The following is a 23389-nucleotide window of genomic DNA, read 5'->3' on the forward strand; positions in this document are numbered from 1 at the left end:
TGCGCCGATCCGGGCACACGCCAGCATCGCCACCGGCAGTTCCGGGATCATCGGCATGTACATCGTCACCACGTCGTCCTCCTCGACGCCGAGGTCGCGGAGCGCGGCCGCGAACTCCTGGACCTCGTCCAGCAGTTCCGAGTACGTGTACGTACGAGCCTCGTCGGTCGGTTCTCCGACCCACTCGATGGCGACCTCGTCGCCGCGGCCGTCTTCGACGTGCCGGTCCAGACAGTTGTACGACGCGTTGAGTTTCCCGTCTACGAACCACTCGTAGAACGGGGCGTCGCCGTCGTCGAGTACCTGATCGTACGGTTCCGCCCAGTCCAGCAGATCTGCGGCCCGCTCCCAGCAGTCGGGCCAGTTCTCCGCGAACTCCTCGTAGATGGATTCGTCGGTGACGTTCGCCTGTTCGACGAACGACTCGGGCGGCTCGAAACTCTCTCCCTCCGGTAACCGGGCTTCGAGTTCACCCTCGGATTCCTCGGACATGGTCCATCATCATCATTCACGACATCGCCCTAAAGAAACGGTTCTAATTATGCTAACCAGTGACGGACGCCCAACCGCCGATCCTTCGGTCGGGAACACGAACGAGTTGAATTCCCGTTCGTCGGAGGTGATAAACTACCAAACCGTTTTCGTGTTTACCGCGCGAAGAGACCTGAGGAGCAGGATTTCGGCAACGCCAACGTATCACTAAACAGTTAGCGACGGGGAGCCAGTCGGAGCGTCTCAGTCCTCGGCCCACGGCGACTCGGGGTCGCCCGGTCGCTGGTCGTCGGTGAAGAAGGCGGTCAGGAGTTTCTGCTGGGCGCGCCGGAGGTGGTTGTGGAGCGTCGGCGAGGTGATCCCGATGGCGTCCGCCAGCTCCTCGGCGGTGCTGCCCCGGGGCCACTCGAAGTAGCCGGCGTGGAAAGCGGCCTGCAGGACGGCCGACTGTTTTTCCGTGAGGGAGTCACGCAGCGACGCGCGGAACGCAGTCGGCGTCTCGGCCGGGCGGTCGCGCTCACGTTTGGTCACCAGTTCCGTGTCGGGGAAGGCATCGGTCACCGTCGCGACCAACTGGCGCACGTCGGTCTCGGCGGACACCTGGCCGACGACACGCTCGGTCCCGGCCGTGGCGTCCATCTCCCCGACCGTCGCGCCGTGATCGACCAGCGTCGTCGCCACGTCCGGGCCCGACACCACCAGTTCGAGCAGCGACTCGTCGCCGTAGTCACGCACCAAGCGGGCGTCGTCGACGGCGGCGCGGTCGGTCGCCCACGAGAGGACCTGCTCCGCGCCGGCGCCCGACAGCGTCACGAAGTAGACCAGGGCCCCGTCCTCGCCCGGCACGACGCCGTCGAGCGTCAGGGTACAGTCGTGTTCGGCCGACAGGCCGGCGAAGAACGACCCCTGATCGCCGCTCTCGAAGGTGAGTTCGACGACGGTGTCGGCCAGCAGGAGTTTCCGCTGTTCGACGACGGTGATCGCCTGCCCGATACGGCGACCCAGATCCGACAACAGTGCCCGCTCGCGATCGGTCACTGGGGCCACCGTCCCGACGCCGAGGACGGAGTCGGTCGACTCGCCGTCGCCCACCGGGACGACCGCCGCCGCCCGGTAGCCGGTCGCGTCGGCGTGATCACGCCAGGCGCCGAACGCAGGGTCCGACTGCACGTCGTCGGTTGTCCGAACCTCGTCCGTCGACAACGCCGCTCCGACGGCGCCGTCCTCGGGCGACACTCCGTCCAGTTCGACCGCACCGGCACCAGCCTGTGCGGCGACGCCGACCGCGTCCCCGCGTTGCTGGCCGATCCAGGCCACGGCGTAGGGTTCGCCGTCCACGAGGCGTTCACAGGTCCGGCGCTCGACCCCGCCCCGCGTCGAGGCGGTCGACAGCGCGTCGGCGGCGGCCCGAATTCGCTCGAAAGCGGCGTCGAATCGCGATCCGACGGTCGGCCCGTCGGCGGACGGCCCGTCGGCTCCCTCGACCAGCGAGGTCCGCTCGAACGCCGCCGCCACGTCGGCCCGGTCCAGGTCCGGCAGGAACCGCTCGACGCGCTCCAGACTCCCCCACCCGCCGACGGTCGCGACGACGTGAGGGTCGACTCCCTCCTCGGCGAGGAGTCGGCGCGCGAAGAACTGCCGGAGCGTCCGCGAAGAGACGGATCGGAACCGCTCGTCGCCGGTCCGGTCGGCCGCGCGCTCGCCCGTCTCGGCGACGAGCATCTGTACCCGCCGGGGCGACACCGGCACCAGTCGCTCCCCGTCGTCCACGTCGTTCGCGCGGGCGAACTGCCGGAGGTCGTGTTCCACGTCCGGCGGGAGGTACGCCCGCCGGTCGGTCCCGCCGTCGTCGTCGGGCACCGCGACGAAGTAATGATCGGTGCCGTCGCGGTCGTAGTGCCCCACGTCGGCTGGCCGCACGCGGGCGATCTCCGCCGCCCGCAGGCCGACCTCGCCGACCAGCCTGACGACCAGCTCCGCGCGGAGCGTGTCGGTCGCGCGCCGGAGCCGACGGTACGACGCCGGCGTCACCGTCGTCCCGACGTCGGTGTCCACGGCACACATGTTTCGTCCATTTTCGGAAACGCGAAAGATCAATCTTGCGCCGCCGCCCGTCTCGACCGGGGTGAGAATATACAGCCGAGATTCGGGGAATAAATCGTTTCGGAGATCGTGGAAGATCCGAAACGTCACTCCTCGTCGTCGAGCGCGGATTCGAGTTCGCCGACGACCTCGGGGTTGCGGAGCGCGCTGGTGTCGCCGAGGTCCTCGTCGTGGGCGACCGACTCCAGCAGGCGGCGCATCACCTTCCCCGAACGGGTCTTCGGCAGGTCGGGTGTGAACACGACCACGTCGGGGACGGCGATGGGGCCGATGGCCGACTCGACGGCGTCGTCGACCTGCTGGCGGAGCGTCGCCTCGTCTTCTCCCTCCGCGAGGCTGACGTAGGCGTAGATCGCCTCGCCCTTCAGGTCGTGGGGACCGGAGACGACGGCGGCCTCGGCGACGCCGGTCACGTCGGCGATGGCGCTCTCGATCTCCATGGTCCCGAAGCGGTGGCCCGAGACGTTGAGGACGTCGTCGACCCGGCCCAGCAGGGTCACGTAGCCGTCCTCGTCGACGGTCGCGCCGTCCTCGGTGAAGTACGCCCAGTCGTAGCCGTCGAGGTTCGGCTGGGTCGGGTCACGGTCAGCGAACCAGTCCTCGTCGTGAACCATCGACAGGGGCATCCCCGGCCAGGGGTCAGTGACGACGAGATAGCCGGACTCGCCGGGGTCGACCGGTTCGCCCGCGCCGTCGACCACGTCCGCGCTGATCCCCGGGAGCGGGCGACCCGCCGCGCCGGGCTTCATCCGGTCGACGCCCGGAAGGGTGGAGACCATCACCCCGCCGGTCTCGGTCTGCCACCAGGTGTCGACCACCGGACACTCCCCGTTCCCGATGTGGTCGCGGTACCACGTCCAAGCGCGTGAATTCATCGGTTCGCCGACGGTGCCCAGGAGCCGGAGACTCGACAGGTCGTGGCGTTCTGGATGTTTCTCGCCCCACTTCATGAACGCCCGAATCGCGGTCGGGGCGGTGTAGAACACGTCGACCGCGTTGCGTTCGATCAGCTCCCACACCCGGTCCTTCTCGGGGTGGTCGGGCGTGCCCTCGTACAGCATCGTCGTCGTCCCGAGTGCGAGCGGGCCGTAGACGGTGTAGCTGTGGCCGGTGATCCAGCCGATGTCGGCCGAACACCAGTAGGTGTCTTCGGGCTTGATATCCAGGACGGCGTGGGCGGTCCAGGCGACGTGTGCGAGGTAGCCACCGGTCGTGTGGCGCACGCCAGTCGGTTCACCGGTCGTGCCGGAAGTGTAGATCAGGAACAGCTGGTCGGTGGCGTCCCGGGCCACGGGCTCGACGGTCTCGCCACGGTGCGTCGCCACCAGGCCTTCGTAGTCGTGTTCGCCGTCGGCCAGCGGCGTCCCGTCGCCGAGTCGGTCGACGACGACCGTCGTCACGTCCTGTTCGAGGTCGATAGCGGCGTTGTCCGCCTTGCTCTTCTGGTGGACCGGCGCGCCACGGCGGTAGTAGCCGTCACAGGTGACCAGATACGCCGAGTCGACGTCGTCCATCCGGGCAGCCAGGGCGTTGGCCGAGAAGCCCGCGAACACGACCGAGTGGGGCGCGCCGATCCGGGCACACGCCAGCATCGCCACCGGCAGTTCCGGGATCATCGGCATGTACAGCGTCACCACGTCGCCCTCCTCGACGCCGAGGTCGCGGAGCGCGGCCGCGAACTCGTTGACCTCCCGGTATAGTTCCAGATAGGAGTAGGTCCGGGACTCGCCGAGTCGCCCCTCCCATGTCAGGGCGACCTGGTTCTTCCGGCCGTTCTCGACGTGGCGGTCGAGGCAGTTGTACGACGCGTTGAGTTGCCCGCCGTCGAACCAGCGGAAAGGCGGGCCCGCGCCGCCGAGTACCTCGTCGTAGGGCTCGGCCCAGGAGAGCAGGTCGGCGGCCCGTTCCCAGCAGTCGGGCCAGTTCTCCGCGAACGCCTCGTAGACGCGCGGATCGAAGACGTTTGCCTGCTCGACGAACGACGGCGGCGGGTCGACAGCCTCGCCTACCGGCGCTCGTGCAGACGGTGCCGCCGGGTCCTCGGAGGGCATCTGTCGCTCGGAACTACGGTCTAGCGCGAATAAACGTTGGCACTTCTGACCGCGAGTGAGCCGCAGCCGGGCCGTTCCTTATCTTCCTGGCCCTCCTGAAACCGCTGTGGAGAACGTCACGGACCGCCCGTCGAACCCGTTCGGGATGACCTACCCCTGTGAGCGGCCGGTCCCCGGCTACGGCGACGCCAACGCGCACTTCCACGTGATCGGCGACCACCCGAGCGTCCACGGCGGCGCGGACTCGGGCGTCCCCTTCACCGACTGCCCGGCCGCCGACCGCCTCCAGCGCGCGCTCGCAGCCGGTGGCCTGCTCGCGGCGACCGGCACGCCTCCCGAGGTCGCCGGCACCTTCTGCTCGTATCTGTACCCCTGTGCGGACGGCACGCCGACGGATGCGGACTACCCCCTGGTCGAGCCACAGTTCGACGCGGAGCTCCGGGCCATCACCGCCCACGTCCTCCTGCCCGTCGGCGGGCGCGCCATCCGTCACGTCCTCGAAACCTACACCGCTCACCCCGTGCCCGACGATGTCGTTGCGCTCCACGCGACGGAGCTACGTGGCGGCGGGTTCCTCGTCGTCCCCGTCGACGAGCCGGCCGCCTGGACGGACGACGAAGCCGAGGAACTGGTGGCGACGCTCCGGGAGATCCACCGGACCGATTACCGCCGCGAGGCCGACCTCGGTCGGTTCATCGCGGGGGACGATTCCTACTTCGTGCGGTGATCAGAACACCGACTCGGGCCGCCGGAGGACGACGACGGCGACACCGACGGCGAGCACGGCCCCGAGGAGTAGCCCGACGGCCGGGACCGACACGCCAAGCGTCGTCGTTACGCTGGACAGCCCAGTGAACGCGAGGAACACGGGGAGGACGACGGCGATGGCGTAGAGCCACGGCCGACCGAGTGTGCGCGCCAGTGGCCCGGCACCGGACTCGTACTCTTCCAGCGCGACCCGACCGAGGACCCAGCCGTCGAACAGGAGAAAGCCGAGCAGCCCGACGGTCAGCGCCAGGTTCGCCACGGTGTCGGCCAGCAGCGTGAACAGGTTCGGCGAGAGCGCGGCGACACCCCCGGTGACGAGAAAGAGCGTCCCGACCCCGGCGGTCGCCCGCGGGCGTGACACGTCCCACTCGTCGACGAGGTAGGCCACGGGGACCTCGAACAGCGAGATGGCCGAGGACAGCGCCGCCAGCGTGACGACGCCGAAGAAGGTGACCCCGATCACCCGGCTGTACGGGAGGTCCGCGAAGGCACCGGCGAGGCTGATGAACAGCGCGCCGGGGCCGCCCTGTCCCGGCTGGACGCCAATCGAGAAGAGCACGGGGAAGATCACCAGGCCGGCGAGCAACCCGACGAGGGTGTTGAGCCCGGCGATGATCGTCCCGTCGGCCGCCAGCGACCGATCCTCGTCGAGGTAGGAGGCGTAGGTGAGCATGACGCCGGCACCGACCGAGAGGGTGAACAGTGCCTGCCCAGCGGCGGCCGCGGCCACGTCGAGGAAGTTCGCCTGCAGGTAGCCCCAGTCGATCGAGAGGTAGAAGCCGTACCCGCCGGCCGCGTTCGGGAGCGAACTCGCCCAGGCGGCGAGTCCGACCAGCAGGACGAGGATCCCGGGGACCATGATCGTGGTCGCCAGTTCGATGCCGCGGTCGACGCCGGCGTAGACGACCGCCGCAGTCAGCGACAGGAAGAGGACGTGGAAGGCGACCGCACCGAGGCCGTAGTCGATGGCCGCGAAGAACTGCTGTGGGGCCGCGAAGTACGCGCCCGTCGCGCTGCCCAGCAGGTACCGGAGGATCCAGCCGCCGACCACCGAGTAAAACGAGAGGACGACGACCGACGCCAGCAGTGCGATCCCGCCCATGGGACGCCAGTTCTTTCCGCCCAGTTTCGCGAACGCGCCGATGGGGTCGCTCCGGGCCCGGCGGCCGATCACGAACTCGCCGAGCAGGCCGGGGACGCCGACCAGCACGACGAAGAGGAGATACAACAGCAGGAAGGCCGCTCCGCCGTTCTCGGCGGTCAGCCAGGGGAATCGCCAGACGTTCCCGATACCGACGGCACTGCCCACGGCGGCGAGGATGAACCCGATCCGCGTCCGCCACGATGCTCTCGTCATCAGTCGGGCCTGTGACCGGACGGCGAAAAACGTGTCGAGACGGCCGGAGCGGAGCGACGAAGGCAGATCCGTTGACAGGAGCGGTGACGGCGGGCACGTCCCGTCGGGGTCGATTCGGCCGGTCGTCGTCAGAACGGCGGGAGGAGGTACGCGCCACTGGGCGTCGTGAGTTCGTACACGCCGAGTGCAAGCGACAGGCCGACGCCGAGCAGGACGATGGTGCGGACCGTCCACAGCCAGGCCGTCGCGAGTGATTCGCCGCCGCGGGTCCCTTCACGGATCTCCGCGACCGCCTCGCCGGCGAGCACCCAGCCGACGAACACGACGACGAGGAAGACGACCAGCGGGAGGAACAGGTTGACCGCGATGCCGTCGAACCAGCCCAGCCACGCCGTCTTCAGCGCCGAGGGGATGCCCAGCAGGAAGATGACGGTCCCGGCGATGGTCGCCAGGCGCCTGCGCGCGTAGCCGTAGTTGTCCACCATGTACGAGACCAGCACCTCCAGCAGACTGATGGCGCTCGAGAGTGCGGCGATCAGCACGATGAGGAAGAAGACGAGACCGAGAATTCCGCCGACGGGCAGGTCGGCGAGCGCCGTCGGGATGGAGACGAACACCGCGCCCGGCCCCGCCGTCTCGGGACTGACGCCCTGTGCGAACAGCAGGGGGAAGACGACCAGCCCGGCGAGGACACCGATGCCGGTGTTGAAGCCCGCGATGGAGAGCCCGTCGACGCCGAGGTTCTCGTCCTCGCCGACGTAGGAGGCGTAGGTGATCATGACGCTGAACCCGAGCGACAGGGAGAACAGCGCCTGCCCCACCGCGGCCGGAAGGACGGACGTGAGGTTGGCCGTGATCGCGCCCGGCTCCGGCGTGAGGAAGTAGGCGTAGCCCTCCCCGGCACCCGGCAGCGTCGCGGCGTAGACGGCGATGCCGACGAGCAAGACCAGGACGGCCGGCACCATCACCGTCGTCGCGCGCTCGATGCCCTCCTCGACGCCGAAGGCGACGATGCCGACCGCGACGAGCATGAACAGGCCGTGGGCCGCAAGCGCCGGGAGCCCCGCCGAAACCGTCCCGAAGTAGGTCGCCGGATCGCCGAAGTACGCACCGGAGAGGCTGCCGACGATGTAGCGCATGACCCAGCCGCCGATGACGCTGTAGTACGACAGCACCCAGAAGCCGGTGAACACGCCGAGCGCACCGACGACCTTCCACGAGGGATGGCCCAGCTTCTCGAACGCGTCGATAGCGTTGAGCTGTGCCCGCCGCCCGATCACGAACTCGGACAGGATCGCGGGAATGCCGATGAACACGACTGCGACGAGATACACGAACAGAAAGGCCGCACCACCGAACTCCGCGGTCTGGAAGGGGAACCGCCAGATGTTGCCCAGTCCGACCGCGCTCCCGACGGCTGCGAAGATGAACCCGAGTCTCGTCCGCCAGGTTGCTCGTTCGACCATACCGCGGTCGTTGCCAAGCGGCCGCAAAAATATTGCGAGAGCGATCCCGGATACCGACACTTCATCGGGCTAACTCGAACACGTCGCCCTCGACGAATCCGATCAGTTTGTCGAGAAGTTCGTCGTACTCGGCGAAGTGTGCGACGGGCACGTCGGAGGCTGCGTCCATCTCGTCGATGGAGGCGGACGCGAACTGCGGTTCGAGATACGTCCGCCCGTCGCGCTCGACTCGGTTCGCCTCGGCGAAGATCCGACAGAGTTCCGGCGGGCGCGAGGGTTCGTCGTCGCGGAACCCGAAGTACTCCGGGATTGCCCCGGCCTCGGCCCCCGCGCCGATCGTCAGCCCGGCCCTCGTGAAGACGAAGGCGCTGGCGTCGCTCGCGGCGGCGAACGCGACCGACTGGTCGAACCGCTGTTCGAGACGCTGCGGGAGCGCGCGGCCGAGCGGACGCAGTAGCCCCGTCGATCCGTCCTCAGGCTTCCCCGTACACCGGGACCGCCGCGCCGCTGGTGACGCTCGTGGCATCCGAACACAGCGCCAGCACGGTCCGGGCGATGTCGGCCGGGTCGACCCACGCGTCGTGGTCGGCGTCGGGCATCATTCCCCGGTTCATCGGCGTGTCGATGACGCTCGGCATCACCGCGTTCGCTCGCACTGTTCCGCGATTCTCCTCGGCAATGGTCTCGGTCAGCAGGCGGACGCCGGCCTTGCTGGCGCGGTAGACGCCGTCGCCCTCGCCGCCCTCCAGCGAGGACCGCGAGGAGACCGAGACGATGGCCCCCTCGCTGTTCTGGAGGTGGGGGAGAGCGTGTTTCGAGGCGAGGAACATCGTCTTCAGGTTCACGTCGAACAGGAAGTCGAAGTCCTCGGCGTCGGTCTCCTCGATGGGCGTACCGCCACGCCACGTGCCCGCGACGTTACAGAGGTAGTCGAGGCCGCCGTTCTCCTCGGCGACGGTCTCGATGGTCTCGGCGACCTCGTCCTCGGCGCTGAAGTCGGCCTGATGGTGACAGACCGGATCGGGGTCGGTGAGGAAGTCCTCGCTGTCCGGGCCGATGATGTCGGCACCGCAGACGTCTGCACCGGCCTCGTGGAAGGCCTCGATCACTGCACTGCCGAGCGCACCCCCGGCGCCCGTCACCAGGGCGGTCTCGCCGCTGAATTCGAACTCGACTGGCATGTCACCTCGTACCGTCCCGACGGGCAAAAAACCACGAGTGACAGACGACTCTGCCGGTTCGGCGTCGGGCGGCGAGGTTTCTGTAAGGGGGAAAACTCTTTTCCGTGCCGGTCCGAACGGGGGTCGTGCGCTGTATTGCCCACAGGGGATTCGCCGAGACCTATCCGGAGAACACGATCACGGCCGTTCGGTCGGCGGCCGATCACACGGACGTGGTCGAGATCGACGTGCGCCGGTGTGGCTCGGGCGAACTCGTCGTGATCCACGACGAGACCATCGAGCGCGTGACCGACGGGCAGGGTCGCGTCGACGAGTCGTCCGCCGGTGAGCTGGCCGCACTCGACGTGCTCGACTCGGGCGAGGGCGTTCCGACGCTGCCATCGCTCCTCGACGCGACACCCGAGGGCGTCGAACTCGTCTTGGATCTCAAAGAGCGCGGCGTCGCGGCCGACGCGCTGGACACCGCCGACGACGCCGGGATCGACGTTCTCGTCTCGGCGTTCTCCGCCGAAATCCTCGAGGAAGCCAGCGACGCCGGCGCGGACCGGCTGGCCCTCCTCGCCGCCGAGGGCGACGAGCAGGGGATGCTCAACGTAGCCCGGAACCTCGGCTGTGAAGCGATCCATCCACACTGGCAACTCTGTGTCGACGAATTCGTCGACCGCGCTCACGAGGCTGGACTCGACGTCAACGCCTGGACAGTCCCGTCGCGCCACGACACCGAGGCCCTGTCCCAGGTCGGCGTCGACGGTGTCGTCGTCGACCGGCCCGCCGTCTGCGGGGACTGATCGGGAGCCGACCGTCGGCGCGTCCGCCTACAGCGGGAGCTACCGGCGTGCAACGAAAGGAAGGGGTGGGGGATGGTGGGGGTGGCACAGAAACCTGTGCCAGTGACTCCCTTTCGGGGCGGCACGGAAATAAATCCATCGGCTGTCGCTGCCGAAGAAACTTTCAGAGCCCCGCCACGTTCTGCCGGAGTTTGATCGTCGCAGTCATCAGCGTCGTCGCGGTCATGATAACGAACACGACCTGCACGTGCCGGACGACGCCGACGGTGAGCCCGACCAGCAGGGTGAGGTCGACGACCAGCACGAGGGTGGCGAACGCGACGACGGGGAGCAGGTGGCGCAGAAGCGAGTCCAGCAGGGTTCCCCGGACCGCGGACCTCGTCAGCTGTCGCCGCCCGTAGGTCAGCCCGTAGCCGGCGGCGGCCAGTGCGGCGACGCCTTCGACCGCGACCAGTACCGCCGTCGGGCCGAAGAGGCCGGACAGGAACAGACTCGTCGTCACCAGCACTCCGAACCCGACCTCGACCGACCGACGGGTAGCGGGAGGACGTTCGGCGGTCCGGCCGGCGTTGGCGAGGGCCTCGTTGGTGTTGATCTCTCGCATCGTCAGCGCGAGCGTGAGCAGGAAGGCGAGCATCACGCCGTCGCGGTACGGGGTGGTCACGGCGGCCGCGGGGGTCGTGACGGCCGTCACGGCTTCGACCAGGCCGAGCGCACCGTACAGCGCGGCCGTCAGGCCGACGAGCAACAGGTAGTTCCAGAGCGTCGACTGGGCCTCGGCCTCGGTGTGTTCGCCGTTGAGGTACGCGTAGAGGCCGAACCGGACGCCGAGCGCGAACATCAGCGAGAAGGCGATGAAGAAGACGAAGGCGAGGCCGGCGTCCCGGGCGAACACCGAAGTCTGGAACGGGATCATCGCTCCCCTGCCCTCCGTTCGAGCTCCCGGACGATCTGGGTCGCCGTCTCGTAGCGCGTGAGTTTCTGTTTGGCCATCGCCGTCCGGAGAACGTCGTCGAGCCACGCCGGGATCTCGGGGTTGATCTCAGAGGGGAGCGGCGGCGTCGACTGGAGGACTGCGGTCCGCACCTCGCCGTACGTTCCCTGGAACGGCGGCCGACCGGTGACCAGATAGTAGAGGACGGCCCCGAGCTGGTAGATGTCGGTGGCGTGGTCCACGTCGCCGAACCCGCGGTCGAAGTACTCCGGCGCGGCGAAGCGAGGATCGAGCAGCGACGCGGGGTCGACGTACATCCGCATCGCACGTAACAGGCCCACGTTCGTCACCAGCGGGCGCTTTCGGTCCGCGATGGTCGTACCGGTGTACACCACGCTGTAGGGGTCCAGACCCGCGTGGACGACGCCGCGCTGGTGGATGGCGGCAACCGCCTCGGCGACTCTGCGTCCGTTCCAGACGGCTTCGTCGATGGAGAGGTCGAGCCTGTCGTACAGCGACTCCGCAGTGAAGACCGTCGCCATCCACAGCGACGGGTCGGTCCCCCAGTCGTAGAGGGTCGCGACGCCGTCGTCGTCGGACACCGCCGCCCAGTTTTCGAGTTGCCCGGCCACGTCCGCCTCGAATCGAGCCCGGTCCGGGGCTGACTCGAACACGCCGAGCGCTACGCCGACCGCCGAGTCCCCGATAGTCGCCCGGGTCCGGTAGACGGTGGCGAAGCGACCCTCGACCCCGCGCGAGACGACCTGCAACTCGTCGAACCGGCTGTGCGCCGCGACCCTGTCGATACCGATGCGCTCGGCCACCGCCGCCAGTTCCGCCTCCTGGCGACGCCGCTTGGCAGCCGGAGAGGAGAGCGAGTCCGCGTCCCCCGATTCGTCGTCGGCCTCGGCCGCGCTGCCGTCGTCGCTACGGTCTTCGGACCCGTCTTCGAGTCGATCCCGCGCGTCGTCACCGCTTTCGTTCTCGGGCGGGCCACCGACGGCCTCCCCTTCCTCGCGGTAGACGCGCTGGGGCCCCGTGGATCCACCCGCCGCCGGCGTCTGCGTGCGCCCGACGTCGCGGTTCCGCTCGGACTGCCCGACGTAGTCGCTCCGGGCGAACCCGCGTGAGAGCGACAGATAGCGACGACGGCGCTCGCGCTCGTCGGCCTCCGCGGCCAGTTCGTCGAGAACGGCGTCGACACGCTCGGGGTACCGCCGCCCGAGATAGCCCAGCGCGTGCCGGGTCTCGGGCTGGCGTGTGTCGGCGGCCAGTCGGTCCGCGAGTCGTCTGGTCACGGCCTCGAGGAGATCCGGATTCGCGGTCGACACGAGCGTCAGCGCCCACGCGGCCGAGAGTCGGGACTCCCGATCGTCTTCGTCCAGCGCGGCCAGCAGCGTCGGAATGCGAGCCCGCCCCCCGGACGGATCGTCGAGGACCGCCCGAACGGCGGTGTCGACCTCCGCCGACGCGTCTTCCCCTGACTCTGTCATCGAATCGTCTTGACCTGTCGTGGCTTTGGTATCACAGGTCATGACTGTTGTGCCCGTTTCCGACGACGAGGGACTGATCGGGTCGCCATCGCCCTCGAACCGCCCGGTATCGGCCACAGGAGTTATCAGGAATGAGAACCGAAGAGGAAGGTTTACTGAAGGGATAGTATTTGGACCAACAATGACAGCGGATCGGGGTTCACTCCTCCCGGCGTTCGTCAGCAAGCGTTACACCAGGCGACTCGGGTTCGCCCTGGCGCTCGCCATTCTCGTGGTGGTCGTCTCGGGTGCCGTCATCAACGCACAGGCACAGGCGACGCTTCAGGAGGACGTACAGGACCAGCTCGTGACGAGCGCGGAGACGCGCGCACAACAACTCGACACGTGGATGGGCGCGGTGAAAGGCGACGTGCGGACGACCGCCGAGCTGCCGGTCTTCGGGTCCGGCGACCCGGCGGCGATCAACGACGCGCTCCGGTCGCAGGTCGCGAACGACCGCCTGCCCGGGGACGTGGTGGCAGTTCACTACCTGAACACGTCGAGCATGACCTTCGAGGCGAGTTCGAACGAGCAGTTCGTCGGCGTCAGCCCGGCCGAACAGGGCGCGCCGTTCGCGGAGAACCCGCCGAACTTCGACGGCCCCTCGGACGTGTACGTCTCCGAGCCGTTCCGGGTTCCGATCGCCGACCACCCGATTCTCGCGGTCGTCACGCCGGTTCCGGGGACCGAGGACAAGGCGCTCGTGTACATGACCGACCTGGCCAGCCGAACGGAGGCCCTCTCCGCGGCGCGTGGCAACTCCACGACCGTCGTCGTCAACGAACAGGGTCGGTACGTCGCGCACCCGAACACCTCGATGATCATGATGGAACACGAGGGCGGGAGCGGGGAGATGCAGTTCATGGAACGGGAGATGCACGGCGAGACTATCGTGATGGGGATGTCCGATATGTCCGCCCAGGACTGGACCGTGATGGTCCACAGTCCGTCCGAACAGGCGTACGCGCTCGGCGATCAGATCAGCTCGGACCTGATCGGACTCATCCTGCTGGCGGTCATCAACCTCGGACTGGTCGGGGTGACTATCGGGAGCGGGACGGCCATCTCGCTGCGCCGCCTGGCCGGCCGGGCGGAGGCGATGGCCGACGGGAACCTCGACGTGGACCTGAGCACCGTCCGTGACGACGAGATCGGGACGCTGTACGACTCGTTCGACCGGATGCGCGAGTCGTTGCGCGAGAAGATTCGCGAGACGGAAGCAGCCAAGGAGGAGGCCCAGACGGCCAAACAGGAGGCCGAAGAAGCTCGCGTCGAGGCCGAACGCGAGCGTGAAGAGGCGGAGGCCTTGAACAGCCAACTCCAACGGAAAGCCCAGGAGTACGGGACCGTCCTCGGGGCCGTCGCGGACGGCGACCTCACGGCGCGGGCCGACACCGACGCCGAGAACGAGGCGATGGCCGAGATCGGCGCGGCGATCAACGAGGCGATCACCGACCTCGAAGCGACCGTCGCCAACACGCAGGCGTTCGCCGAGAACGTCCTCCAGTCCAGCCAGGAGGTCGACCGGAGCGCCGCGACGGTCGAAGAGGCGAGCCAGCGGGTCCGTGAGTCAATCCGCGAGATCTACGACGGCGCGAGCGAACAGTCCGACTCGCTCCAGGACGCCGCCGGTGAGATGGAGAACCTCTCGGCCACGGCCGAGGAGGTCGCCTCCTCGGCCCAGGAGGTCGCCGACACCTCCCAGAAGGCCGCCGAGGTCGGCGAGACCGGCCAGGAAGCCGCCCAGGAGGCCATCCAGGGCATGAGCGCCATCGAGGCGGAGACCGATCGCACGGTCGAGGAGATGAACGCCCTCGACGAGGAACTCTCCGAGATCGGTGACATCGTCTCGGTCATCACCAACATCGTCGAACAGACGAACATGCTCGCGCTGAACGCCTCTATCGAGGCCGCGCGAGCGGGCGAGGCCGGCGAAGGGTTCGCCGTCGTCGCCGACGAGGTCAAACAGCTGGCCGAGGAGACCAAGGAGGCCGCCAACGACATCGAACAGCGGATCGATCGCGTCCAGAGCCAGGCCGGTGATACCGTCGAGACGATGGAACAGACCCAGGACCGAATCACGGACGGTGTGGCGACGGTCGAGGACGCCGTCGACGCCCTGGAGACCATCGTCGAGTACACGGAGGAACTGGATACGGGCATCCAGGAGATCGACGACGCGACGGCCGAACAGGCCCGGACCGCCCAGGAGGTGATGGGGACCATCGATCACCTGACGGCGATCAGCCAGCAGACCTCCTCGGAGGCCAACACGGTGGCCGAGGCGGCCGACGAACAGACCGACTCCATCGACGAAGTGGCGAGCAACGCGGAGGCGCTGCAGGCACGCGCCCAGGAGCTGACGAACCTCCTCGACCGGTTCGAGGCGGAAGCGCTCAACGCGGCCGCGGGATCCGCGAACACCACCGCGACCACTGACGACTGACCATGACGGACATCACAACCTGGTTCACGCTCGGGACGCTCGGAATGATCGGCGGGACGCTCGCGATGGGGTACGCGCTCTGGCGTGCCCCCGGCGAGAACGCCCGCGAGGACTGGCTGCTGATCGGCGTCGGCGTCGTCGCCGCGGTCGCGTACGCGCTGCTGAGCGGCGAGATCGGGACGATCCAGGCGATGGACGGCCACACGATCTACGCGGTCCGGTATATCGACTGGCTGGTGACGACGCCGATGCACGTGGCCTACCTCGCCCTGCTCGTCGGGGTCACCGGCCGGTACCTCTGGGAAGTGACGATCGTGCAGGCGCTGACGATCGTCCTCGGCCTGGCCGGTGCGTACGTCGAGGGACCGCTGAAGTGGGTCCTGTTCGCGGCCGGCGGCCTGGCGTTCGTCCGCGTGCTCTACCTGCTGTACGGCCCGGTCACCGACGTGGCCCGGACGGGTGACGAGCAGGTCGCCGGCACGCACCGAACGCTGCTGAACTTCATCGCGGTGCTGTGGCTGATCTATCCGGTCGTCTGGATCCTCGCCCAGAGCGGGATCGGGATCCTCGACCTGGAGACGCAGGCGCTCGTGATCACGTACATCGACGTGGTGGCGAAGATCGGGTTCGGCCTGATCGCGCTGAACGGCCGCGCGATCGCGTCGCTGGTCACGGGCGAGGACGCCGACGCCGAACCTGCGGCTGGGGAGCCGTCGACAGCGGATTGAGGAGAGAAGCGTCCTACCGGACGCCGATGGCTTCGATCTGTTCCTGGTAGCGGTTCCGGATGGTGACCTCGGTGACCTGGGCGACGTCTGCGACCTCGCGCTGTGTCTTCTTCTCGTTACAGAGCAGCGAGGCGGCGTAGATGGCTGCGGCGGCGTAGCCGGTCGGGGACTTGCCCGAGAGCAGGCCCTTCTCGGCGGTCTCGTCGATGATCTCGTTGGCCTTGGACTGGACCTCCTCCGAGAGGTTCAGGTCCGAGGCGAACCGCGGGACGTACTGTTTGGGGTCGACCGGCTCCATCTTCAGGGACAGTTCCTGGGCGACGTACCGGTAGGTGCGGCCGATCTCCTTCTGATCGACGCGGGACACGTCAGAGACCTCTTCCAGGGAGCGCGGGATGCCCTCCTGGCGACAGGCGGCGTACAGACAGGACGTGGCGACGCCCTCGATGGAACGGCCACGGATCAGGTCCTCGTTCAGCGCCCGGCGATAGATGACCGACGCGACCTCCCGGACCGAGCGCGGGACCCCGAGCGCGGAGGCCATCCGGTCGATCTCGGAGAGTGCGAACTGCAGGTTGCGCTCGCCGGCGTCTTTGGTCCGGATGCGTTCCTGCCACTTCCGGAGCCGGTGCATCTGACTCCGCTTCTCGGAGGACAGCGACTGACCGTAGGCGTCTTTGTCCTTCCAGTCGATCTGTGTGGTCAGCCCCTTGTCGTGCATCGTCTGGGTCGTCGGCGCGCCCACGCGCGACTTGCTCTGTCGCTCGCTGTGATTGAACGCGCGCCACTCCGGACCCCGGTCGATGTTCTCCTCTTCGATCACCAGTCCGCAGTCCTCACAGACGATTTCACCTCCGTCAGCGCTCGATACCAGGTTTGCTGACTCGCACTCGGGACAACTCTGCATCTCCTCGTCGTCCCCAGTCTCTTTCTCGGTCGCTCGGTCCTGCTCGCGCTCCCGCTGGCGACTCGGACGAACCATCGTTCTTATATAGAACAAGCAGGAGCATATAAAAACCCTTCGGTACGTCAGAAGACACCAAATGACCCGCCAGTGGTTCAGGGTTCCCGTGGGCACGATATCGGCGGTACGGAGCCACTGGCCGGTGATTTACCTCACGAAAAGCTTACCTTCGGGGACAGAAATGTGTCCGGACGAATGGACGACCATCGGGTGCTCGGGGTGGGACTGTTGGTCATCGCGGTGCTGTTGCTCGCGAATCCGGTGTATCTCTACCCGAATCCGGACGAGGTGAACGAGGTGCGGCTGCTGGACTCGTACAACGGGACGGCCGCGGCCAACTACACGTACGAGAACATATCGAGCCGGGCCCAGACCCTCGTCGACCGGGCACAGGCCGCCGAGTCCGGCCGGATCACCTTCCGTGGAGACGAGAACCGGGCGGAAGAATTCACGTTCGTCCAGACGGGGCAGGCGGTGCGGGTCGAGGGCGAGATCTACCGGATCGAGCGCGGCGACGAGCAGTTCTACGTCTGGACGCTCAGCCGCCCGGACTTCAACACGGAATCGAACCGTTCGCAGGGCCTGCTCGGGCTCGGATTCGTCCTGGCGGTCATGGGCGCGCTCTACGTCCGGAGACCCCAGCCGATCGACATCGGCGGCGGGATGGCCGGCGCAGGGACTCTGATGCTCCTGTTCAACCTCGACTACCGGTACACCGAACTGCTCGGCGGGCTCGGCTTCCTCGGCGGGTGGGCCGTCATCCTCGTGACGATCCTGGCCGCCATCGTCAGCCTGGGGTATCTCTTCTATCGGACGATGCGCGAACGACGGCTGGCCGGGGACTTCTGAGCCCGAGACCGCCACACGCCATCGTCCGGTCCCACAGCTGTGGAGTGTAGTGAAAGGACGTTCGATCGGGGAGAGACGACCGAACGGGGGAGAGTGGGTGGGAAACGGGGGTGGGAAGTTGGGGTGTGGCACTGTAACGTGCCAACATTATGGTCGAGGATTTTATTGGTATTTAATTTTGGGTTCAAATTATCAGGTTTGAATTTGGACATAACCCCCGATAATACCCCGAGCCTTCGACGGATCGGCACGGACGACGTGTCGGATCGTGGGAACACCGGGCATAGACCGGGTGGATTTAAGCGGGTCGCGGGCGCTGTTGACGGTGGTAATGAAGCTCCACGAGTACCAGGCAAAACGGGTCTTCGCGGAGGCGGGCATTCCCACCCCCGACGCGGAACTCGCCGAGACCGTCGACGCGGCGGTCGACGCGGCCGAGGCGATCGGCTATCCGGTCGCGATCAAGGCACAGGTACAGGTCGGCGGGCGCGGCAAAGCCGGCGGAATCAAGCTCGTCGACGACGCCGACGAGGCCCGCGAGGCCGCCGACGAGATCCTCGGCATGGACCTCAAAGGCTACCACGTCGACCGCGTGCTGGTCGAGGAGGCCGTCGACTTCACCAACGAGTTGTACGTCGGCGTGACGATGGACCGCGGCGAGGGGAAACCCGTCGCCATGGTCTCGACACGCGGCGGCGTCAACATCGAGGAAGTCGCGGCCGAGGACCCCGACGCCATCGCCCGCGAACACGTGGACCCGGCCTTCGGCATGCACCCCTACCAGGCCCGCAAGGCCGTCTACGACGCTGGCGTCGACCGGACGGTCGCCAACGACGTGGCCTCCGTGCTGACGACGCTGTACGACCTCTGGGCAGCCAAGGACGGCGCCGACGCGGAGATCAACCCCCTGATGATCACGGCGGACGACGAGGTCGTCGCCGCCGACGCGGTCATGAACATCGACGGCGACGCCCTGTTCCGCCAGCCCGACCTCGCGGAGATGCAGGAGGAAGCCGCCGAGGACGACCTGGAAGCCAAAGCCAACGACTACGGCTTCGACTACGTTCGCCTGGACGGTAACGTCGGCATCATCGGCAACGGCGCGGGCCTGGTCATGACGACGCTGGATCTGGTCGACCACTACGGCGGTCAACCCGCCAACTTCCTCGACATCGGCGGCGGTGCGAAGGCCGAACGCGTCACCAACGCCCTCGACATGGTGTTCTCCGACGAGAACGTCGACGCCGTCGTCTTCAACATCTTCGGCGGGATCACTCGTGGTGACGAAGTGGCCCAGGGGATCAACGAGGCGCTGGAGGCCTTCGACGAGATCCCCAAGCGGGTCGTCGTCCGACTCGCCGGGACCAACGCCGAGGAAGGCATGGAGATTCTGAACACGGATCTGGTGACCGTCGAGAAGACGCTGGAAGACGCCGTCCAGCGCGCGGTCGAATACGCGGAGGAGGACTCACAATGAGCGTTCTAGTAGACGAAAACACCCGCGTCGTGGTGCAGGGCATCACGGGCGGGGAAGGCAAGTTCCACACCGAACAGATGCTCGAGTACGGCACGAACGTCGTCGCCGGCGCGGTGCCGGGCAAGGGCGGCCAGGCGGTCGCCGGCGTGCCCGTCTACGACACCGTAGACCGCGCGGCCCGCGAGGAGGACGCCAACGCGGCCGTCGTGTTCGTGCCGCCCGCGTTCGCGGCCGACGCCTGTTTCGAGGCCCTCGACGCACCTGTCGACCTCGTGGTCGCCATCACGGAGGGCATCCCGACCCAGGACATGAGCAAGGTCTACCGCAAACTGCAGGAGACCGACACCCACCTCGTGGGTCCGAACTGTCCCGGCGTCATCACCCCCGGCGTCGCCAAACTCGGTATCCTGCCCGGCAACATCTTCTCGTCGGGTAACGTCGGCCTAGTCTCGCGGTCGGGCACCCTGACCTACCAGGTCGTCGACAACCTGACCGAGCGCGGCCTCGGTCAGACCACCGCCATCGGCATCGGCGGCGACCCGATCATCGGGACGGACTTCATCGACGCCCTCGAACTGTTCGAGGCCGACCCCGACACGCACGCAGTGGTCATGTGCGGCGAGATCGGCGGGGAGGACGAGGAGGAGGCCGCCCGGTACATCGGCGCGAACATGGACACGCCGGTCGTCGGCTTCATCGCCGGCCGGACCGCCCCGCCGGGCAAGCGGATGGGCCACGCGGGTGCCATCGTCTCCGGCAGCGGGACCGGAACCGCACAGTCGAAGATCGACGCGCTGGAGAACGCGGGCACGCCCGTCGGTGACACCCCCGAGGAAGTCGCCGACCACGTCGAGGATATCCTGTAGCCCCGTCAGGCCTTGCCGGGCCGGACCCGCCGGACGGCGTTTCCGGCTGTTCGAGGAAGCTTCCGATAGTTTTACGGGATAGATTAAACAATTCCGTTAGCAATCCAAGCACAATGACAGCCTCGTCTGGGGACTCGCTCTCGGTCGTCGGCGTCGGAACCGACGAGCGACTGTTGAACCGGTCCACGTCCCGGATAACCGGGCCGGACGCGGTGACCGTCGAGGCCGTCGCGACCGGGGACGAAGCGCTCTCGCGCGTGTCCGAGGCCGACTGTCTGGTCACGACCTACGCGCTCCCCGATACCGACGGCGTGACGCTGATCGAGGCGGTCCGCGAGGCCCACCCGAACGTCCCGGTGGTTCTGGTCACCGACCAGCCCGACGACCGGGTCGCCAGCGAGGCCATCGGCGTGGGCGTCACCGACTACGTCAGACGCAACGGGGACGATCCGGCGGCGGCGCTAGCCACGGCCATCGAGGACGGCGTGGACACCTACCGGAGCGAACTGGCGCTCCGCGAGAGCGAACAGCGGTACCGGACGCTGGTCGAGCGCAGTCACGACGGCATCTACATCTACCACGACGATCGCTTCCTGTTCGTCAACGACCGAATCACCGAGATCACCGGTTACGAGCCCGAGGAGCTGTACGAGATGGACATCTGGGACCTGGTCCATCCGGACGATCGGGAGTGGGTCAAAGAGGTCGGTTCCCGCCGTCGCCGCCCGGACGAGGAGGCCCCGAACACCTACGAGGCCAGGGTCGTGCGCAAGGACGACGAGACTCGCCACCTGGAGTTTTCCGTCCAGACGACGACCTACGACGGTGAGGCGGCCGTGCTCGGATCCGTCCGGGACGTGACCGAGCGCCGCCGGCAAGAGCGGGAACTCGCCGAGACCAAGGAGTTCATGGAGACGATCCTGGACACGCTCGAGGACGTCATCTTCGTGTTCTCGCTCGAGGGGGACCTGGTGCGCTGGAACGACCAGCTCTGTGCAGTGACCGGGTACACCGACGAGGAACTCGACGAGATGCGCGCGTTCGACCTGCTCCCCGAGGAGTACTACGACGAGGCCATCCGGAAGGTCCGGGACGCCGTCGCGACGGGCAGTGCGGTGATCGAGGCCGAAGTCCGCACCAAGGACGGCCGACGGCTCCCCTTCGAGTTCCGGGGTGCGCCGCTGTCGGACGAGGACGGTGAGATCGACGCCATCGCCGGCGTCGCCCGGGACATCAGCGAGCGCCTGGCCCGGGAGGAAGAGCTCGTCCAGTACCAGACCATCGTCGAAGCCGTCGGTGACGCGGTGTACACGCTCGACGAACAGGGTGAGATCACGTTCGTCAACGACGCCCTGCTGTCGGTGACGGGCTACCAGGAGGAGGAACTGCTCGGCGAGTTCGTCGGGAAAGTCATGCGCCAGCAGGACGTGGAGACGGCCCGGGACCTCATCGGGGAACTGGTGGAGAGCGAGGAGCGAACGCGGGCGACCTTCGAGATGGAGGCCATCGACAAGGACGGGCACCACATCCGCTGTGAGGACCACGTGGCGCTGCTCGTGTCGGACGGGAAGTTCCGCGGGACGGCGGGCGTCGTCCGGGACATCACACAGCGGAAGGCCAGGGAACAGCAGTTGCGCCGGCAGAACGAACGTCTCGACCGGTTCGCCAGCGTCGTCTCCCACGACCTCCGGAACCCGCTGAACGTCATCCTCGGCCGGGTCGACCTCGCACGTGACCGCCCTGGCGAGGAGCACCTGGACGCCATCGAGCGGTCGGCGATGCGGATGGAGCGGATGATCGACGACCTCCTGACGCTGGCACGGGACGGTCAGACCGTCGGCGAGACCGAGCCGATCGACCTGGCGTCGGCGGCCCGCGACGCCTGGAAGAACGTCGAGACCTACGAGGCGTCGCTCCACCTCGACGACGACCTCGGGACGCTCCCGGCCGACCGCGCCAGGCTGGCCTCCCTGCTGGAGAACCTCTTCCGGAACGCGATCGAACACGGCGGTGAGGCGGTCAAGGTCTCCGTGGGCACGATGACCGACGCGGAGGGCGCGACCGACGGCGGCCACGCCGAGTCCGGCTTTTACGTCGAGGACGACGGCCCGGGGATCCCCGACACCGAGCGCGACGACGTGTTCAAGTCGGGCTACTCCACGTCCGACGAGGGCACCGGCCTCGGCCTGGTGATCGTCAAAGATATCGCGGAAGCACACGACTGGAGCCTCAGCGTCACCGACGCCGCCGCTCGTGGTGACGAGCGGTCACGGCAGGGCGTTTCGGGCCAGTCCGTCGACAGCTCGACCGGCCACCGGCGGGACGACGGCGCGAGCGATGGCTCGAGTGGCGAGGACAGTGGGTCACCGGGCGGTGCCCGGTTCGAGATCGGCGGTATCGACTGGACCGATCGCTGAACGGGCCGTAAAGCAGTCCATACCACCCCGTAGTGTCCTGTTGTACCCCCGTCCCGAGCCTCGAAACCGTCCTCAGTCGGCGCTTCGCTCCGACCGTCCCGACGCCGTCTGCGGGCTGGAACGGGCCGATCGGCCCGAATCCGGAGCGATGAACGTTCCGGTGCAGATATAAGGTTCGATTTGAATTGTGTCTAGTATGGCTCACACCTGCAGGAACTGCAAGCGGACGTTCGCCACGGAACTCGAGCTCGACCTCCACCGAGACACGTGCTCCGAGGGCCAGTTGTTCTGTGACAACTGTGGCGAACGCTTTACAGAGCGGTCGGCGACCACGGACGGGTGGCACTATCGCTGCCCGACCGACGACTGCGACGGCGAGGGTATCGGCGAGGACATCCACCAGGTAGCGAACGCCCGCGTCGCGAAACAGTAACCCGGATCTCAGTTCTGCGGTTCACGTCCCGGCTAGCCGCGCCAGGTCCTGCAGGGCCCGCGCACACACCGGTGCGTACCCACCGGCCAGCACCGGAATCTCGAACACGACCCGACACGGTCGCTCGCCCTCGACGCGGTGCCCGGTCGCTGGCACCTTCGCCACACGCCAGGTCCAGCGTCGGTCCCGACAACTCGTGATCTCGAACGGGACCCGGACGCCGCCGACCGTCTCGATCCACCCCGTCGTCCCGGCCGTTATCTGTCGCGTGCCACAGTCGACGGCCCGGACCGACGGCCCCCACTCCGGCCAGCGCTCGGTGTCGGTCAGGTAGTCCCACAGTACTTCGGCGGGGGCGTCGATCTCGCGGCTCACACAGAGCCGTCGTCCGTCGGGGGTGCGCTCGATACCGGCATGCACGTCCCCGAACTCGCGGCCGAGCATACCTGATGGGGGGCCGCCACCGTCAAAACGCTTTCCAGCCAGTGATAATCGGGTGCCAAGTTATACAGTGTCGGCTTGCTTAGCCGAAGAAGA

At 67.6% G+C, this 23389-nt stretch carries 20 protein-coding genes; 9 read left to right on the top strand and 11 right to left on the bottom strand.

All coding sequences use genetic code 11. The annotated features are described in order from the left end of the window. From EAF64_RS00745 to acs, 3 genes are all read right to left on the bottom strand, one after another. Positions 1-492 (bottom strand): acetyl-coenzyme A synthetase N-terminal domain-containing protein (locus EAF64_RS00745; RefSeq protein ID WP_153188278.1); only part of this gene is annotated, 492 nt, incomplete at its 3' end. Positions 493-735: 243 nt separating this feature from the next. Beyond that, complete coding sequence (locus EAF64_RS00750; protein ID WP_129067072.1) at positions 736-2556, bottom strand: bacterio-opsin activator domain-containing protein; 1821 nt, start codon at positions 2554-2556, stop codon at positions 736-738. Between the two features lie 125 nt (positions 2557-2681). After that, positions 2682-4646, bottom strand: coding sequence for an acetate--CoA ligase (gene acs / locus EAF64_RS00755; RefSeq protein WP_129067073.1), 1965 nt, complete (start codon positions 4644-4646; stop codon positions 2682-2684). A gap of 106 nt (positions 4647-4752) precedes the next feature. Here acs and EAF64_RS00760 point away from each other — a divergent pair, with 106 nt between their 5' ends. Further along, positions 4753-5373: a uracil-DNA glycosylase family protein gene (locus tag EAF64_RS00760; protein WP_129067074.1), complete on the top strand. Its 621-nt coding sequence runs from the start codon at positions 4753-4755 to the stop codon at positions 5371-5373. Here EAF64_RS00760 and EAF64_RS00765 read toward each other — a convergent pair whose 3' ends face one another. The 4 genes from EAF64_RS00765 to EAF64_RS00780 all read right to left on the bottom strand — a co-directional run bounded on the left by EAF64_RS00765 (position 5374) and on the right by EAF64_RS00780 (position 9418). Next, entirely contained in the window at positions 5374-6771 is a 1398-nt protein-coding gene (locus EAF64_RS00765) for a sodium-dependent transporter (RefSeq protein WP_129067075.1), read from the bottom strand. Positions 6772-6899: 128 nt separating this feature from the next. Further along, a complete protein-coding gene (locus EAF64_RS00770) occupies positions 6900-8237 on the bottom strand; it encodes a sodium-dependent transporter (protein ID WP_129067076.1) in 1338 nt (445 codons plus the stop codon). 61 nt (positions 8238-8298) lie between these two features. After that, positions 8299-8763: a DUF7509 family protein gene (locus EAF64_RS00775; protein ID WP_129067077.1), complete on the bottom strand. Its 465-nt coding sequence runs from the start codon at positions 8761-8763 to the stop codon at positions 8299-8301. Then, positions 8711-9418 carry an SDR family oxidoreductase gene (locus EAF64_RS00780; protein WP_129067078.1) on the bottom strand — a complete coding sequence of 236 codons (708 nt, stop codon included), beginning with the start codon at positions 9416-9418 and terminating at the stop codon, positions 8711-8713. The genes EAF64_RS00775 and EAF64_RS00780 overlap by 53 nt, the downstream gene beginning before the upstream one ends. Before the next feature lie 125 nt (positions 9419-9543). Between EAF64_RS00780 and EAF64_RS00785 the strand changes: the two genes are divergently transcribed. Continuing rightward, entirely contained in the window at positions 9544-10206 is a 663-nt protein-coding gene (locus tag EAF64_RS00785; protein ID WP_129067079.1) for a glycerophosphodiester phosphodiesterase, read from the top strand. A 163-nt stretch (positions 10207-10369) separates the two neighbouring features. Here EAF64_RS00785 and EAF64_RS00790 read toward each other — a convergent pair whose 3' ends face one another. Both EAF64_RS00790 and EAF64_RS00795 read right to left on the bottom strand, forming a co-directional pair. Continuing rightward, positions 10370-11122, bottom strand: a complete 753-nt coding sequence (locus EAF64_RS00790; RefSeq protein WP_129067080.1) for a hypothetical protein — start codon at positions 11120-11122, stop codon at positions 10370-10372. Beyond that, on the bottom strand, positions 11119-12633 hold the full coding sequence (locus tag EAF64_RS00795) for a protein kinase domain-containing protein (RefSeq protein WP_193767525.1): 1515 nt from the start codon (positions 12631-12633) through the stop codon (positions 11119-11121). Before EAF64_RS00795 ends, EAF64_RS00790 begins: the two co-directional genes overlap by 4 nt. 181 nt (positions 12634-12814) lie before the next feature. Between EAF64_RS00795 and EAF64_RS00800 the strand changes: the two genes are divergently transcribed. Together EAF64_RS00800 and EAF64_RS00805 are read left to right on the top strand one after the other, a co-directional pair. Further along, positions 12815-15118 (top strand): methyl-accepting chemotaxis protein, encoded by a 2304-nt coding sequence (locus tag EAF64_RS00800; protein WP_129067082.1) that lies wholly within the window; start codon positions 12815-12817, stop codon positions 15116-15118. A gap of 2 nt (positions 15119-15120) precedes the next feature. Then, positions 15121-15846 carry a bacteriorhodopsin gene (locus EAF64_RS00805; protein ID WP_129067083.1) on the top strand — a complete coding sequence of 242 codons (726 nt, stop codon included), beginning with the start codon at positions 15121-15123 and terminating at the stop codon, positions 15844-15846. Positions 15847-15859: 13 nt separating this feature from the next. Here EAF64_RS00805 and EAF64_RS00810 read toward each other — a convergent pair whose 3' ends face one another. Beyond that, positions 15860-16828: a transcription initiation factor IIB gene (locus EAF64_RS00810; RefSeq protein WP_129067084.1), complete on the bottom strand. Its 969-nt coding sequence runs from the start codon at positions 16826-16828 to the stop codon at positions 15860-15862. Between the two features lie 177 nt (positions 16829-17005). Between EAF64_RS00810 and EAF64_RS00815 the strand changes: the two genes are divergently transcribed. The 5 genes from EAF64_RS00815 to EAF64_RS00835 all read left to right on the top strand — a co-directional run bounded on the left by EAF64_RS00815 (position 17006) and on the right by EAF64_RS00835 (position 22852). After that, positions 17006-17659 carry a hypothetical protein gene (locus EAF64_RS00815; RefSeq protein ID WP_129067085.1) on the top strand — a complete coding sequence of 218 codons (654 nt, stop codon included), beginning with the start codon at positions 17006-17008 and terminating at the stop codon, positions 17657-17659. 331 nt (positions 17660-17990) lie between these two features. Continuing rightward, positions 17991-19136: an ADP-forming succinate--CoA ligase subunit beta gene (gene sucC, locus EAF64_RS00820; protein WP_129067086.1), complete on the top strand. Its 1146-nt coding sequence runs from the start codon at positions 17991-17993 to the stop codon at positions 19134-19136. Continuing rightward, positions 19133-20002, top strand: coding sequence for a succinate--CoA ligase subunit alpha (gene sucD / locus EAF64_RS00825; RefSeq protein WP_129067087.1), 870 nt, complete (start codon positions 19133-19135; stop codon positions 20000-20002). Before sucC ends, sucD begins: the two co-directional genes overlap by 4 nt. A 113-nt stretch (positions 20003-20115) precedes the next feature. After that, positions 20116-22419 carry a PAS domain S-box protein gene (locus tag EAF64_RS00830; RefSeq protein WP_129067088.1) on the top strand — a complete coding sequence of 768 codons (2304 nt, stop codon included), beginning with the start codon at positions 20116-20118 and terminating at the stop codon, positions 22417-22419. 196 nt (positions 22420-22615) lie between these two features. Continuing rightward, complete coding sequence (locus EAF64_RS00835; RefSeq protein ID WP_077207588.1) at positions 22616-22852, top strand: HVO_2901 family zinc finger protein; 237 nt, start codon at positions 22616-22618, stop codon at positions 22850-22852. 21 nt (positions 22853-22873) lie between these two features. Here the strand turns inward: EAF64_RS00835 and EAF64_RS00840 are convergent, their stop codons facing one another. Then, entirely contained in the window at positions 22874-23296 is a 423-nt protein-coding gene (locus tag EAF64_RS00840; RefSeq protein WP_193767526.1) for an SRPBCC family protein, read from the bottom strand. Positions 23297-23389: the final 93 nt, after the last annotated feature.

Origin of the sequence: Halorientalis pallida, from assembly GCF_004118325.1 — an archaeon.
Lineage (GTDB): Archaea > Halobacteriota > Halobacteria > Halobacteriales > Haloarculaceae > Halorientalis > Halorientalis pallida.